The organism is Dactylosporangium sp. NPDC051541 (assembly GCF_044454505.1).
In the GTDB taxonomy this organism is placed as follows: domain Bacteria; phylum Actinomycetota; class Actinomycetes; order Mycobacteriales; family Micromonosporaceae; genus Dactylosporangium.
On the sequence record NZ_JBITDU010000001.1, the window covers coordinates 710914 to 726001 of the forward strand.

The 15088-nt window shown below is 74.0% G+C and carries 10 protein-coding genes; 3 read left to right on the top strand and 7 right to left on the bottom strand.

The window, feature by feature from the left end; translation table 11 throughout:
* Positions 1-19: 19 nt before the first annotated feature.
* Entirely contained in the window at positions 20-538 is a 519-nt protein-coding gene (locus tag ACIA8L_RS03360; RefSeq protein ID WP_395899917.1) for a hypothetical protein, read from the bottom strand.
* Complete coding sequence (locus tag ACIA8L_RS03365) at positions 535-3108, bottom strand: LuxR C-terminal-related transcriptional regulator (protein WP_395899919.1); 2574 nt, start codon at positions 3106-3108, stop codon at positions 535-537. Before ACIA8L_RS03365 ends, ACIA8L_RS03360 begins: the two co-directional genes overlap by 4 nt.
* Positions 3109-3469: 361 nt before the next feature.
* Here ACIA8L_RS03365 and ACIA8L_RS03370 point away from each other — a divergent pair, with 361 nt between their 5' ends.
* Entirely contained in the window at positions 3470-4117 is a 648-nt protein-coding gene (locus ACIA8L_RS03370) for a DivIVA domain-containing protein (RefSeq protein WP_395899921.1), read from the top strand.
* A 547-nt stretch (positions 4118-4664) separates the two neighbouring features.
* On the opposite strand, the gene ACIA8L_RS03375 is transcribed toward ACIA8L_RS03370, so the two are convergent.
* Both ACIA8L_RS03375 and ACIA8L_RS03380 read right to left on the bottom strand, forming a co-directional pair.
* A complete protein-coding gene (locus ACIA8L_RS03375) occupies positions 4665-5285 on the bottom strand; it encodes a class I SAM-dependent methyltransferase (protein ID WP_395899923.1) in 621 nt (206 codons plus the stop codon).
* Between the two features lie 43 nt (positions 5286-5328).
* Positions 5329-5916, bottom strand: a complete 588-nt coding sequence (locus ACIA8L_RS03380) for a hypothetical protein (protein ID WP_395899925.1) — start codon at positions 5914-5916, stop codon at positions 5329-5331.
* Between the two features lie 311 nt (positions 5917-6227).
* Here ACIA8L_RS03380 and ACIA8L_RS03385 point away from each other — a divergent pair, with 311 nt between their 5' ends.
* Together ACIA8L_RS03385 and ACIA8L_RS03390 are read left to right on the top strand one after the other, a co-directional pair.
* Positions 6228-7091 carry a formylglycine-generating enzyme family protein gene (locus ACIA8L_RS03385; protein ID WP_395901707.1) on the top strand — a complete coding sequence of 288 codons (864 nt, stop codon included), beginning with the start codon at positions 6228-6230 and terminating at the stop codon, positions 7089-7091.
* Positions 6985-9822 carry a LuxR C-terminal-related transcriptional regulator gene (locus tag ACIA8L_RS03390; protein WP_395899927.1) on the top strand — a complete coding sequence of 946 codons (2838 nt, stop codon included), beginning with the start codon at positions 6985-6987 and terminating at the stop codon, positions 9820-9822. Before ACIA8L_RS03385 ends, ACIA8L_RS03390 begins: the two co-directional genes overlap by 107 nt.
* A 347-nt stretch (positions 9823-10169) precedes the next feature.
* On the opposite strand, the gene ACIA8L_RS03395 is transcribed toward ACIA8L_RS03390, so the two are convergent.
* The 3 genes from ACIA8L_RS03395 to ACIA8L_RS03405 form a co-directional block, all read right to left on the bottom strand.
* Positions 10170-11078, bottom strand: a complete 909-nt coding sequence (locus ACIA8L_RS03395; protein ID WP_395899929.1) for a hypothetical protein — start codon at positions 11076-11078, stop codon at positions 10170-10172.
* 396 nt (positions 11079-11474) lie between these two features.
* Entirely contained in the window at positions 11475-12149 is a 675-nt protein-coding gene (locus tag ACIA8L_RS03400) for a PP2C family protein-serine/threonine phosphatase (RefSeq protein WP_395899931.1), read from the bottom strand.
* A gap of 57 nt (positions 12150-12206) precedes the next feature.
* Positions 12207-14876 carry a LuxR C-terminal-related transcriptional regulator gene (locus tag ACIA8L_RS03405; RefSeq protein ID WP_395899933.1) on the bottom strand — a complete coding sequence of 890 codons (2670 nt, stop codon included), beginning with the start codon at positions 14874-14876 and terminating at the stop codon, positions 12207-12209.
* Between the last annotated feature and the right edge of the window lie 212 nt (positions 14877-15088).

Genomic DNA, 15088 nt, shown 5'->3' on the forward strand with positions numbered 1-15088 from the left:
TTGTCGCGCGCCCCGCCGGTCACAGCGCGGGCCGTCGCGGGCGGGTGCGGGTCCGGCGGACGCGGGCGGCGATGCCCGCGGCCAGGATGGCGAGCAGGGCGCCGAACACGTTCCAGGCCGCGCCGCCGAGGAGGGCCGCGGCGGAGACGGCCGGGACGGAGAGCGGGCCGAGCCAGCCGGGCAGGTGCTGCGCGGGCGCGGCGGCCAGGGTCACGACCGCGGCCGCGGCCAGGCCGAGCAGCGGAGCGTAGGGCTGCGGGACCAGCGACACCAGCAGGGCTGTGAGCAGTACCCCGAGGAGTGGACCCAGCCACGGCAGAACGGTCAGCAGGCCAACCGCGACCGCCGCCGCCTGCGGGTGGGCCACGCCGCCGACGGCCAGGGTGGGCCAGGCGACCGCCGCCGCCAGCGCTCCCCACACGCAGCGCTGGGTGGCGGCGGTCGCGGTCCCGGCCCCGCGGGCGGGCCGGGAGCCGGAGCGCAGGATCAGTACCGGCTCCGGCATCGGCTCCACGACCCGGACGGGCGCGGTGTTCACAGGAGGCGCAGTTCCCGGGCGCGCTCGACGGCCTCGCGCCGGCGGCCGGCGTGCAGCTTGCGGTAGATGTTCTTCACGTGCGTCTTCACCGTGTTGACGGAGACGTACAGGGTGGAGGCGATCTCCAGGTTGGACATGGTGCCCTGCAGGTAGCGCAGGACCGTCAGCTCGCGCTCGGTCAGCGGCTCGACCAGGTTGGCGTCGGCGCCGTTGCGGGCGCCGGCCAGCGGTGAGGAGCCGGCCGCGAGCTCGGCCGCGAGCGGGTGGTAGACCGGCAGCAGCGGCGCGAAGTTGGCCAGCAGGTCGCGGACCTGGTGGCCGCCGACCAGGAACGGGCGGCGGAAGCTCTCCTCCTCGGCGATGTCGAGGGCCACCTCCAGGCCGCGCAGGACCCGGTTGCGGTCGCCGAGCGTGCGCCCGGCCAGGCTGGTGAGGATGGCGGCCTGCACGGTCCAGGTCAGCGCGGTGTCGACGGACGGGGTGGCATACTGCGCGGCGGTCGTCGCCGCGGCCGCGGCCTTGCCCTCGATGAGCGCGGCCGACGCGTCCACGCACGCGGCCCAGCCCGCGAACACCTCGGGGTCGCCGCCGGTGGCGACGAGGCGCCGGGCCGCGCCGAGGTCGCCGCCGCTGATCCGCAGCTCGGCCTCGGTGAGGGCCAGGGCCCGCTCGACCGCCGGGGCCAGCGCCGCCCCGCCGAGCTCGCGCCGGGCCGTGTGCAGCACCTCGAGGGCGGCGGCGAGGCGGCCGGAGCCGTGCCGGAGCTTGGCCCGGACGGTCGCGATCGACACCAGCAGGTCCGGGTCGCCGGCCGCGAGGTCGAGGGCCTCGTCGAGGAGGCGGTCGCCCTCGGCGATGCGGTCCCACTCGCCGTAGACGCCGGCCAGGGCCATCCGCACCCAGCCCAGGTCGTTGGCGTCGGTGATGCCGAAGCGGTCGGCGGTGACGAGGGCCTGCCGGCCGAGCCGGGCCGCGGCCCGCAGCCGGCCCCGCAGCGACTCCAGCACCGCGAGCCGGCTGGCCGCGGCGACCTGGGCCTGGGCCATGCCGGAGCGCTGGGCGAGGACCAGGGCGCCGTGCAGTGGGGCGCCGGCCGCGCCGAGCTCGCCGAGGCGGAGCCGGGCCTCGCCCTCATCGAGGAGTGTCAAAGCCCGTGTTTCATCGTTATTTGCCGATATTTCGGACACCTCGGCCAGCATGCGCCGGGCGTCGCCGCCCAGCCACGCTTCGGCCGCCGCGAACGCGCGGACCATCGGCTCCCGCGGGTTGCCGCCGCTGCGGCGCAGGAAGTCGCGGGTGCCCTCCAGGTCGCCGACCCGCAGCCGCTCGGCCGCGAACGCGAGGGGCAGGCGGGGGTCCGTCGCCTCCTCGGCCGCCGGGGCGTGCGGTGCCGCCTCGTGTGGGCGGTCGTACCGCACCCCGCCCACGATGTCCGGCCACGCCCGCTCCAGGGTGTCGACCGCACCCGCCCAGTCCTCGGCGAGCAGGGCGTGGCGCAGGGCCTCGGCCGGGATGCCGTAGGTGCCGTGCCAGGCGGCCGCCCGCCGGTGCAGCTCCGCGACCCGCTCCGGGCTGCGGCGCAGCAGCTCGGCGTGCAGCGTCCGGGCGAAGAGCGGGTGGAAGCGGTACCAGCCGCCGGGTCCCGCGTTTCTGGTCAGGAACGCGTTGGAGCCTTTGAGCTCCGCGAGGACGCGGGCGCCGTCGTCGCGGCCCGTGATCGCCTCGACCAGGCCGGCGTTGAGCCGCGGCGCGATCGCGGTCTCCAGCAGCAGCCGCCGCGTCTCCACCGGCAGCGGCTCGATCACCTCGCCGGTGAGGAAGTCGCCGACCGCGCTGCTGAACGGGCCGCCGTCGTCGAGGACCCGCTCCGGCTCCGGGTGCCCGCGCATGGCCATCGCGGCCAGGCGTACCCCGGCGGGCCAGCCCTCGGTGATGGAGTGCAGCGCGTACAGCGTCGCGCTCGGCAGCGCCACGTCGTGCGCCGCGAGCAGCTGGGCCGTCTCCGCGATCGTCAGCGACAGGTCACCGGTGCGCATCTCCGTGAGCGAGCCGTCGACGCGCCAGCGGTACAGCGGCAGGCTCGGATCGCGGCGGCACGAGAGCACCAGCCGCAGCCGGCCCGTCCCGTGCCGGACCAGGGACTCGAGCTCCGCCAGGGCGTCCGGGTCGCTGATCTCGCGCACGTCGTCGACGACCACCACGTGCGGGCGCTGCAGCGAGTCGACGACCCGCAGCAGGTTGTCGCCGTCGCTCTTGCCGCCGACGGCGTCCGCGGGCTCCGACAGCGCCCCGAGCAGCTGCCCGGGCACGTCGGCGCCGCCCTCGGCGTGCGAGGTGACCCAGCGCACCACCGGCGGCTCGGCCTCGATGCGGACCGTGCGCGCCCAGGCGACCAGCGCCGCCGTCTTGCCCCAGCCGGCCGGCGCGGTGACCAGCGTCAGCGGGGCCCGCACCGCGGCGTCGAGCTGGGCCACGACCCGCTCCCGCAGCACGTATCCCGGTGGCAGGTCCGGCACCGCGACCAGCGCCTGGTTACCTCTGCGATCCTGCTGTACCAACGCTTGTGACACCCGTGCCCCCCGAAATCGCTTTCCCGGCAAGTGTTCTCGACGCGGATGGCGCGCGGTTTTTCCACTCGTCTTTCATCCGGGTCAGACGTGACGAGCAAACCATCGGCGCACGCTGCGGCGCCTCACCCGGCCCGGGTGGTCCGCCCGCCCGCCGCGGCGCGATTTCCCTTGTGTGGCAACGGTTCCATCGACACCATTGGACCGCCGGGCGGGCCGCCGGAGGCTCACCCGAATCGGATGACGCGCGGTCACCACCCCGGTCGGCAGCGTTTAGCGCGCTCGCCCGTCAACGTGACCGGGCGTTGTCATTTCGGACGATCCCGGGGGTGACCGGCCCCCGGTCGGAAGGGGGATCGCGAGCATGAGCGCGGTAGCCGGCGAGATCGAGCTGAGCTCGAGTTCCAGCAACGGTTTCGAGCTGAGTCTGCGCGGCTATCATCGCGCCCAGGTCGACCGGTACGTCGCCACGCTGCAGATGCGGCTCACCACGGCGGAGACCGAGCTCGCCGCGGCCCGATACCGTGAGCAGCAGCTCACGGGCCGGGCCGAACGCCTCAGCGCCCAGCTCCAGGAGTGCCGCTGCGCCGACGAGTCCTCCAAGGCCGTCGGCGGGCGCATCCAGCGGATCATCGAGCTGGCCGAGGAGGAGGCCGGCGCCCTGCGGGCCGAGGCCCAGCAGGACCTGGCCGGCGCCCAGGTCCAGGCCGAAGCCATGCTGGCCGACGCCCGCCGGCACGCCGAGGACGCGATGCGCGACTTCTCCTCGGCCCTGGCCCAGCGCCGCGCCGAGGAGGCCCGGGTCGAGGCCGGCCGCCGGGCCCAGTGGGACGCCCGCCGCCGGCGCCAGCGCGAGGCGGCCGAGAACCTCCTGGCCACCACCCGCTCGGTCGGCACCGACAGCGTGCAGGTGACCCGCCGGCTCCTGGACGCCCTCATCGCCGAACACACCAAGCTGCTGGCCGAGGTGGAGACGGCCGAGAAGGAGATGGCCAACCTGTCGTCGGCGTGATCGCCTTCCGGCAGGTGCTTCACCCACGGGGGGTGAGGACGGATCACTCGCCGCTTGGCCAGAATCGCTTACGTGACAAGGAGAACGACGGACCGCCGGTCGACGGTGACTGCTGCATCGTCCACTGTGTCCGGTCCGGTCCCGCCAGCCGCGGGCGTCGCGCCGTCGGTGGTCCCCGGCGCGACCAACCCAGCTGGGCCGCTCGGTGAAAACCGTTGAGCAGGGGGTACTCAACGGTCCCAGGAGTCAGCGGTGAACACGGCCCGCGTCCTGAGCACCGGCCGGCCTTCAGCGAGGGCGGCGGGAAATAGATGAGTGGGCGGCTATTCCGGAGGAGGCCGCCCACTCATCTGAATCTGTGCATATCGTGAAGGGGAGCCGTAGCGGCCGCGTAGGGCCGGCCGCACCGACGGCCACGGAGAACAAAGGACGGCGCGCTCCCAGGCCCGCGCCGTCCTTTCCCTTTTCGGCCCCGGTTCCCGGCCCGGCCCGGTTCCCTTCCGGCTCGCCGGACCAGCGCTGACTGACGGCCGGGTGGCGGTGCTAATCAGGGGCGGTGGGCGCGGAACAGCTGGTGGCCGCTGGTGCCTTCGGGCACGAAGCGCTCGGCGTCGATGTGCAGGCCGGCCTCGGTGATCCAGGTGCGGTAGGTGGCCGCGTCGGCGTGGCTCCACCACATCGGGGTGGCGCCGCCGAGCCAGTGCTCGTCGGTGCCGGTCCACGCTTCGGCGCCGGTCGTCGCCAGCAGGACGCCGCCGGGGCGCAGCCAGGCGGCGATGCGGCGCAGCAATCCGGGCTGGGCCGCCAACGGCAGGTGGATGAGGGTGTAGAGGCAGACGACCGCGTCGAAGGTGCCGACGGGGAGCGTCAGCTCGGCCGCGTCGGCCCGCAGGAAGGTCGCCCCGGGCACGAGGCGGCGGGCGCGGGCGAGCTGGACGGCGCTGAGGTCGACGCCGGTCACCCTGTGGCCGTGGCCGGCGAGGGTCCTGGCGACCGGGACGCCGCAGCCGCAGCCGAGGTCGAGGACCTCGGCCGCGGCCGGGAGGAGGCGTTGCAGCTCGGCGAGCCACGGCGTGTATTCGGCCGGGGCGTCGTCGTCACCGCGGTAGCGGCCGGACAGTTCGTCATATCCGCGCCGGACCAGCTCGGTGGGGTCGGGAACGTCCATGCGGACCATCCTGACCCCACCGCCGCGCGGCCGCGCGGTTCGCTCAGCGCTGGCTCATCGGGCCCGGGCCGGACGTCGGTGCCGCCGGTGTCTCGGCCGGGCGGGGCGCGGTGTGCTGCTGGTCGGCCACGTGGGCCGGGGTCGGGCGGGGCTGGTTCATCGGGAAGGCGGCCTCGCGGGACTGCTGGTCGCGGTCGGCCCGGTGGGCCCCGCCGTTCGGGGCCGGCGCCGTGGGCGCGGCCAGGGGCGCGGGCCAGTGGACGGTCAGCGCGAAGAGGACGGTCACCGACAGGGCGATCATCAGCAGGGACCAGACCGGGTACGCGCCGAGCCAACCGACCTGCGCGATCGCGTGCAGCGACACGATGACGATCGCGGCGATGCGGGCGGCGCGGTTGCGTGCGAGCAGGCCGATGCCGGCCAGGACCAGCAGGACGCCGAAGATGGTCATCGCCACGCCCAGACCGGTCACGTCGACCACGACGAGGCTGTCGCCGTCGATGAACGCCACCTGGTTCTCCAGCAGGGCGACCAGGCCTTCGAGGATGTTGAGCACGCCCAGGACGGCGAGCAGGACGCCGGCGAACGTGATCCAGCCGGACCAGACGCGGCTCGTTGCGGTGTCAGCCATGAGCCTCTGACTCCCTCCCACAAGAAGGTTCGACAGGGGAGGCGCTGGCGAGGTTCGCGGATGGCCGCGGCGGACAAGAGAGGAGGCGCCGCGGCCCTGTTCCGGCGAAACTCGTGAGGCGACCTCCCTCCCTCGCACCTGCGATTCGCGGTGCTTTTGCCAGCGATCGTTCGGCCCGGGCGGGGGAGCGGGCATCACCCCCGGCGTGTGAACAGCGGCCGGGGTGGCCCTGGACCCGGGGGCCGCGGGGCCTCACCCGGGGTGGGTGAGGACCAGTCACCCGTGCTCGTTCGCACAATGCGCTCGTGGAGATGGCCTGGATCCCCGGTGGCACCTTTGCCATGGGTGCCGAGGGCTTCTATCCGGAAGAGGCGCCGGTGCGCAAGGTCACCGTCGACGGCTTCTGGATCGACTCGCACCCTGTGACCAATGCGGAGTTCGCGCTGTTCGTGCAGGAGACCGGCTACGAGACGGTCTCCGAGCGCGACGGCACGGAGAGCCCGCCGGGCTCGATGGTGTTCGTGCAGCCGCCGGGGCCGGTGCCGCTGCGCGACTGGCGGGTGTGGTGGGAGCTGCGGCCCGGCGCGTCCTGGCGGCATCCGTTCGGGCCCGGCTCGGACATCCGGAAACGTTCGGCCCACCCGGTGGTGCACGTCGCCTACGAGGACGCCGCCGCGTACGCCCGGTGGGCCGGCAAGGACCTGCCCACCGAGGCCGAGTGGGAGTTCGCGGCGCGCGGCGGGCTGGACGGCTCGCCGTACCCCTGGGGCGACGACCCGGAGCCGGGCCGGGCCAACGTCTGGCACGGGATCTTCCCCTGGCTGGACCGCAGCGAGGACGGGCACGGCACGACCCCGGTGGGTGCGTTCGCGGCCAACGCCTACGGCCTGTTCGACGTGGTCGGGAACGTGTGGGAGTGGACGTCGGACTACTATCGCTCCGGCAACGCGCGGTTCGGCGAGGTCGAGGGCGAGATCCCGCAGAACCCGCGCGTCGACTCGCCCCCGGCGGCTACGGTGTGGAGCAGCCGGGTGGTGAAAGGCGGCTCCTACCTCTGCTCGCAGGGGTATGACCACCGCTTCCGCCCCGCCGCCCGCCAGCCCGAGGCGATCGACAACGGCAGCTGCCACGTCGGTTTCCGGTGCGTGCGAAGGCAGCTCGCGAAGACGGGGTGACAACCGTCCGTATTGTATTCACCCCCTACGGGTGAGGCGACATCACCTTTTGTCGCCTCACAATCCCGTGGTCATCCGCCGTGCTGCGGTGGGTGGGAGGGGGCGAAATACGTTGGGGCAGAAAACGCTCGTTGACACCATCACCCGTCCCGCACTGCACTTCGCAGTGCCTGAGCCGCCCCGCTATCACGTGCCGCGACCGCGTCTGCTCGACGCTCTGGATCGCGCCGTGGCGGGACCTTTGACATTGATTTCCGCTCCGGCGGGGTGGGGCAAGACCACCCTGCTGGCCGAGTGGGTGGCGGCCGGGCGAGCACCCTGGCCGCTGGCGTGGTTGACGGTCGAGGCACACCACGGCCCACGCTTTTGGGAGCACGTGCTCGACGCGGTCACCCAGGCGACCGGGGACCGGCCCGAGACCGAGGAGGGCGAGGCCCTCGAGGCCCTGATCACCGTGCTGCGCCGCGCCGGACCGCCGGTGGTCCTGGTCCTCGACGACCTGCAGGAACTGTCGGTGCCCCGGGTGTGGGGCGAGCTCGAGACGCTGCTTTCCCAGGCCGGTGACCGCCTGCGGCTCGTGATCGCCGGCCGGACCGATCCGGCGCTCACGCTGTACCGATTCCGGATCCGTGGTGCCCTGAGCGAGCTGCGCACCGGGCCCCTCGGGTTCACGCTCGACGAGACGGCGCAGATGCTGGGCGCGCACGGGGTGCGCCTGGCCGAGTCGGCCCTCGTCGAACTGCACGCGGTGATGAAGGGCTGGGCCGCCGGGCTGCGGCTGGCCGCGCTCGCGGTGCAGGGCCACCCCGAGCCCGACAGCCTGGTGCCGCGGTTCGCGCTGCAGGATCGGGCGCTGGGGGAGTACCTCGTGGGCGAGGTCTTCGACACGCTGCCGGAGGACGTCCGCGAAGTCGTCCTCTGCACGTCGGTACTCGACCAGGTCAGCGCCGAGCTCGTGGAGGCGCTCACCGGGCGCGTCGACGGCGCCCGCATCCTCGCGCAGCTCGAGCACTCGAACCTGTTCGTGGTGCAGGGCAGCGGCAACGCCGGCATGTACCGCTGCCACCCGCTCTTCGGCCTGATGCTCTACGACGAGCTGCGACATCGCCGGCCCGAGCAGGTACGGCAGCTGCACCGGCGGGCCGCCGACTGGTTCGCCGCGCACGACCAGGCGGCCGACGCGCTGCGCCACGCCCTGGCCGCGCGCAACTGGGGCCAGGCGTCGGAGCTGCTGGCCGCGAGCTGGCAGGAGCTGGTGCCGGGCGCGCGGATGCGCACCATCAAGGAGCTCGTCCCGCCGCCGCCGCAGGAGGTCCGCAACGACCCGAAGCTGGCCCTCGCGTTTGCGGCCGAGCGGCTCGACGCGAGCGACCCGCAGGGCACGGAGACGTTCCTGCACCTGGTCGACCGGTCCCAGCACACGCTGGTGGACTCGGCCCGGGCCGCCCTGCGCCCGATCGTCGACAGCTTCCGGATGGCCGAGGCCCATCAGAGCCAGAAGCCGGATCTGGTACTGGCGACAGCGCCACTGCTCCTGCGCGACGACACCGGCCTGGACGACCAGGACACCGCTCGGATGCGCGCACTGGCCCTGGTCGCGGTCGGGGGCGCGCGGCTGATCCAGGGCGATCTGGGCGCGGCGGAGGCGGCGCTGCAGGAGTCGCTGCACCTGGCCCGCCGGGGCGGGGCGGTGCAGTCCCAGCTCGCCGCCCTGCGCCAGCTCGCGCAGCTCAACGCGGCCCGGGGCCGGCTCACCGCGGCCCTGCGCTACGGCAAGGAGACCCTGGCGCTGGCCGACCGCGAAGGCCGGACGCAGGGCATCGACGTCGTCTGGGCCCAGCTCACCGTGGCCGAGGTCTGCTACCTGCAGGCCCGGGTCCGCGCGGCCGAGCACTACCTGGACCGCGCCCTCGACGGCGGCGGGGTGGCCGACCCGGCGCTGGTCGCGGTCGCGACCATGACCCGGGCCCACATCCGCGCGGCCGCCGGCGACGCCCGCGCGGCGTGCACGGAACTGTCGGCCATCCGGCGGCAGCTCGCGGACTGGCGGTACACGCCGAGAATGCAGCATTGTGTGACCCTGGCCGAGGCCGAGCTCCGGCTCGCGGCGGGCGACACGGAAGCCGCGAAACGGCTGCTGGTCCTCGAACCCGTCGAGATGCTCGCACCCTGGCTCGGCGTCGTGCGGGCCAAGGCCCACCTGGCCGAACGGCGACCGGCGGCGGCGCTGGGGGCGGTCCAGCCCTACCTGGAGCCGACCACCGGCTCGCTCGTGTGGACCGTCGACGCGAACCTCACCAGCGCCCGCGCCCTGCGCGCCCTGGGCGACCGCTCCAAGGCCGGCCGGGCGCTGGAACAGGCCCTGCGCCACGCCGACGACGAGTCGATCCGCTGGCCCTTCATAGCCGGCGGCCAGCCGGTGAAGGAGCTACTGGTGACGTACCTGCCGGCCGGCAGCGGCTACCGCGGCCTGGCCGAGGACATCGCCCAGGAGCTCACCGGCTTCGGCCGCACTCCGGCCGCGGCGGGCGAACTGGCCGAGCCGCTGACCGAGCGCGAACTGGCGGTGCTGCGGTACCTGCAGGGCACCCTCTCCGCCGGCGAGATCGCCTCGATGCTCTACGTCTCCGTGAACACCGTGAAGACGCACATGAAGAACATCTACCGCAAACTCGGCGTTGGCCGCCGGCGGGAGGTGATCGAGCGCGCTCGTGAACTCAACCTGCTGTAGACGGCCGCATTAGGAGCGCGACCCCAGCCCGGGTCGCGCTCCTTTTGCATGCCCGGTAAGTCGGGCGCTCCGTGTTACGCCGATAAGTCGGGCGCTCCGCGCCGCGCTTCGCTCGACTTATCGGATTTATCCGGCGACAGGGTATAAAGGCGGAATGTCCGATCACGGAGTGTTGGACATTCCGGACTTTCAACGCCGATCAGGACGGACCTCCCGCGCCGAGCGGGGACGCAGTTCGCACATTGAGCGGGACGAAGCTCGAAGAGCCAGCCCGCCGGCGGAAAAGCGAAGCGGCGGCGGTCTCCCTTGTGAGGAGGCCGCCGCCGCTTCCGGCGGGGTCGGGTCGTCTAGCGGTGCAGGTTGACGTACGGCCGGGCGCCGATCGCGGCCAGTTCGCCGGACTCATCGTTGTCGTACACGGCTTCGGCGGCGATTGCGGCCTCCTCGGCCAGGACCAGCGGGAGCGGGTCGATCAGCGGGTCGAGGGACTCCAGGGACGAGCGCTGCACCGGGACGTGGGCGTCGGTCGGGACGGTGGCCTGGCCGACGGCGCGGACCCAGACCGTCGGGGTGTCGCCGACGAGTTCGGCCTCGATCGTCTCCTGGGCCAGGGCGGCGTTCATCGGGGCGCCGACGGAGGCGGTGACGACCACCGTGTCGTCCTGGGAGGCGGCGACGACCTCGGGTGGGAGGAGGTCGATGGTGATGATGTCGTCGCGGGAGACGCTGTGGCGCACGTGCGTGCGGCCGCCGGCCTTGTGGCGGCCGTGGTACGCGTCCGAGCGGCTGTTGCGCCGCAGGGTCAGCTTCGCCGCGCGGGCCGCCGGGCCCATGCGGGCCGGGGGAGCGGGGCGGGCCGGCTGGGGCTCGTCGGCGTCGTCGGCGGCGACGACGCTTCCCCGCGGTACCGTGAGGATGAACAGGAGGATCACGTCCAGCGTGACCATCAGCAGTGACCATGCGGGATAGGCCCGCAGCATGGCCAGCTGCGAGATCGCGTGCAGCGCCACGACGGCCACGGTCGCGGCCTTCGCGCTCGGGCGCCGCGCGCGCAGGGCCAGGCCGGTGGCGACGAGCAGCACGCCCAGCGTCACCGTGGCCACGGCCCAGGTGCCGGCACTCGTGAACGCCACGTCGTTGCGGTTGAACCCGACCGCGTCGCCGGCGTAGGCCACCAGCAGCCCCTGCGCGACGTTCAGCGCGCCCACCAGCGTGAGCAGCGATGTGCCGAACGTCCGAAATTCCTTCACCCGCATGCGCCTGTCTTCTCCCTGATCACAAATGGCGGTAGACGTCGATTGGGCGGTCAACACAGGTGAGGCCGTGCCGGCCCCGGTCGACAAACCGAAGACCGGCACGGCCTATATCCCCCCGTTGTTTCCCTTTGTTCCCCCCGGAACAGGCCCGACATGTGGCGCCCGGCCCCGCCGCCCGCGGGGCCGGACACCGGCGCAGACCCCTCCGCCGGGGGCGGGGTGCCGGCTGATCCCTCCCGCGGACGTGGGTGGACCCTCCGGCCTCCCCGCTCCCGGACCTCGGCGCCTGCCTCAGTCGGCAACGTGTCGTGCCTGAGGACATGATTCGAGCGAGCCGGGTGAATGCGGATCACCCTCGATGGGTGAAGGGGAGGGCCAGCTGCCGGAGGGCCGGGCTCACACCGGCTCGGCGGCGAGGAGGCAGGCGTCGTCGTCGGGGTTGTCGCGGCGGGCGCAGTCCAGGGCCGTGCGCAGGCGTTCGCCCGGTGCCGAGCCGCGCATGGCCACCCGCACGTCGTCGGCCAGCCCCTGCACGCCCTGGTCGATGGCGCGGTCGCGGCGCTCGACGACGCCGTCGGTGTACATCAGCAGCAGGTCACCCGGGTCGACGACGACACGCGCGGTGGCGTAGCGGGCGGCCGGGTCGACGCCGAGGGCCATGCCGGCGGGCTGGTCGAGCGCGGTCACGCCGGCCGCGGTGGCCCGCAGGATCGGCAGGTGACCGGCCCGGGACCAGGTCAGCGAGTGGTCGGCGGGGCGGAACCGGCCGCACACGGCGGTCGCGAGCGTGGTCGCGGAGCGGCGGCACAGCATGCGGTTGAGTGCGGCCAGGATCGTCCCGGGCTCGTCGCCGGCCAGCGCCAGCCGGGTCATCGCGGCCCGCAGCCGCAGCATCGTGGCGGCGGCGGCGCGGCCGTGGCCCATCACGTCGCCGACGGCCAGCATCACGTCGCCGCCGGGCAGGGGCGTGCTGAGGTACCAGTCCCCGCCGACGGGTCCGGCGTGCTCCGCGACGGCGTACCGCACGCCCACCCGCACGCCGTTGACCTGGTCCCGCAAACCGATAGCCATGCCGGTTATCCTGTCCCCGCCCCCGGGGCGGGCGACTCGCCTGCACCGGGTGAGGGGTCATATGAGACTGAGTTCGCGGCCTCGTCGCACGGCGTCGCGGCGGCGGCTCACGCCCAGTTTGCGGTACACGTGCCGCACGTGGGTCTTCACCGTGTTGGCCGAGACGCTCAGGACGGCGGCGATCTCGGCGATGGACAACATGCTGCGGAGGTACTGCAACACGAGGGTCTCCCGCTCGGTGAGCGGGTCGGCCATCTGCTCGGCGGCCACCGCGAACATGTCGGGGACCGGTGGCTCGGCCTCGGCCGTCGCCGGCTCGGGGCTGGACCGGGCGGGCCGGGGGCCCTCCAGCAGCTGCGCGATCCACCGGCCGTTGCCGAGGAACGGCAGGCGGATGCCCTCGGGTGCGGCCAGTCGCAGGGCCAGGTCGAGCTGCTCGGTGGCGCCGGCGATGTCGCTGAGGCGGTGCCGGGCGTTCGCGAGCAGTACCCCCGCCGCCACCCCCACCACCAGCGAGGGCGGCGGTGTGGTGAGCATCGTCTCCAGCACGGAGGCCGCCACTTCCGGGCGGTCCTTGGCCAGGGCGATCCGGGCCCGGGACAACACCACCGCCGGGTGGCCGGGGCGCAGCGGGTCGAGCTCGTCGAGGATCGCCCACGCCCGCTCGGGCCGCCCCTCGGCCAGGCACAGGTCGGCGTGCAGGACCCGGGCGGAGATCTCGGCCAGCGGCGGCATGGTGCCGAGCCGGTCGTACAGCAGCGGCTCCAGCGCCTCGGCCGCCCCGGCCCGGTCGCCCGCGGCGAACAGCAGCTGGGCGAGGCTGAGGACGCCGCTGATCCAGCCGTGCGGCTCGGGTGGCGCCTCCGCGGTGATGCTCTCGTCCAGGTGGAAGCGGGCCTCGTCGAGCTGCCCGCGTATCCGGCAGACCGCGGCGAGCACGAGCCGGGCGTAGCTGATGTTGCGCGACTCGCCGATCCCGGCGTCCCGGCTGCTGTCGAGCACCCGGCGCGCGCACGCGGCCGCGGCCGTGAGCCGGCCCCGCTGCAGGTGGACCAGCGCCTGCTGCCGGTTGGCCTGGATGACGAGCAGGGTGAAGCCGGACTTGCGGGCCAGTGCCGTGCCCAGGTCGAGGGCCGCGTCGGTGGCGTCGATCGCGTCGTCGGCGATCGCCGCGCCGGCGAGGGAGAGGTGCGCGGCGGCCCGGGCGGCGTCGGCGGCGTCGGCGTAGAGGTGCTCGTCGGCCGCCTCGTCGATGCGCAGCAGGAGCCGTGTGGCCGTGTCCGCGCAGCGGTCCGGGTCCTCGGCCGTGATCGCCTCGGCCAGGCGCATGCCGGCCAGGATCTCGGCCGGCAGCGGGGCCGGGGCCTCGCCCAGCGCGCGCTCGCCGAGGCGGATGAAGGCCGACATGCCGGCCGCGTCGCCGGTGTCGCGGCAGCAGATCGCCAGCGCGAAGGCGAGCATCGGGCGCTCGGCGATGTCCTCCGGCGGCTGCGGGCCGGTCCGCGTGGCCATCGCGCGCGGCCCCGACCCGCAGAGCTCCGGCCAGTACTGCAGAAATAATCGCTCGGCGCTGATCCAGTCGGCGCCGAGGACCGCGTGGACGACGGCGTCGCCCGGCAGCCCGTTGGCGGCGTACCAGCCGGCGGCCGCGCGGTGCAGCCCGCGCTCCTCGGCGGCGAGCGTGGTGCGGACCTCGGCGCGCAGGACCGAGCGCAGCAGGCGGCGGTAGCGGTACCACGAGTGGGAGCCGCCGTAGAACGTCGCGAGGGCGTTGGCCCGGCTCGCCTGGGCCAGTTGCCGGGCCCCGTTGCGGCTGCCGGAGAGTGCCTCGACCAGGCCCGGGCAGACCGTCTCCACGATCGACGAGCGCAGCATGACGTCGTACACGTCCGGGTCCAGGTGCGCCAGGATCTCCCGCTGCACGTACTCGGTGAGCCCGGCCTGTTCGCTGAGCCCGGCCTCCCCGGCGGCCAGGTCGGTGACGACCCGCTCGGGCTCGTGTCGGCCGACCATCGCGGAGATCGCCACGGCGACCGCGGCCGGCCAGCCCTCGGTCACGTGCCACAGCGAGTGCCGGAAGTGCCGGGCCAGGCGCACCTCGAAGCGCTCGGCCAGCCCGGCGATCTCGGCCTGTGCGAACGCGAGGTGGTCGGCCCGCAGCTCGGTGAGCTGGCCGCGGACCCGCCAGCGGTAGAGCGACAGGGGCGGCTCGCTGCGGGCCAGCAGCAGGAAGCCGACCCGATCGCCGAGCCGGGTCATCAGCCGTTCGACGCGGCGCAGCACGGTGCGGTTGGTGACGTTGTGCAGGTCGTCGAGGACCACCACGGCGCGCTCCGGCGGCCGGGCGGTCCACGCGTAGGTGGCCGGGTCCAGCGCGATGCCGGCGGTGTTCAGCGCGGCGGTGAGCTGGCGCCAGGCGGCGGCGCCGCAGTTGGGCTCGAAGCGCACGTAGGCGGTGCGCCCGGGCGCGCGTCCGGCCCGCAGCCACGAGGCGGCGAGGACGGTCTTGCCCCAGCCGGTCGGCGCGCACACGAGGGTGACCGGGTGTTCCACGGCCGCGTCCAGGTGCTCGAGGAGCCGTTGCCGCTCCAGGTGTACCGCGGGCAGGTCGGGCCGGTCCCCACCGCCCACGACGGCGACCGCGACCGGCCGCGCCTCCAGGGGCCGCGGTGCGGCGGCCCAGCCGGGCGAGCCGAGGAACCGCTCGGCGGCGTCGTTGTGCGCCAATCTGTCAAGCGTGGTCTCGCCGTGGTGGCTGGTATGCACCGTCACTCCCGAAGACGCGGGTCTACGACGTGCTGGGACCGGCACCTTTCCCGTGCGTGATCGATCGTGCTCCGACCTCGAACACCTTAGGACGCAGAGCGCGTTTCGTGGAGTACCCCATTCAGTTGCATCGATGCGTTGAGGCGTGGAGAAGCCCCCGTTTTCCGAATTCG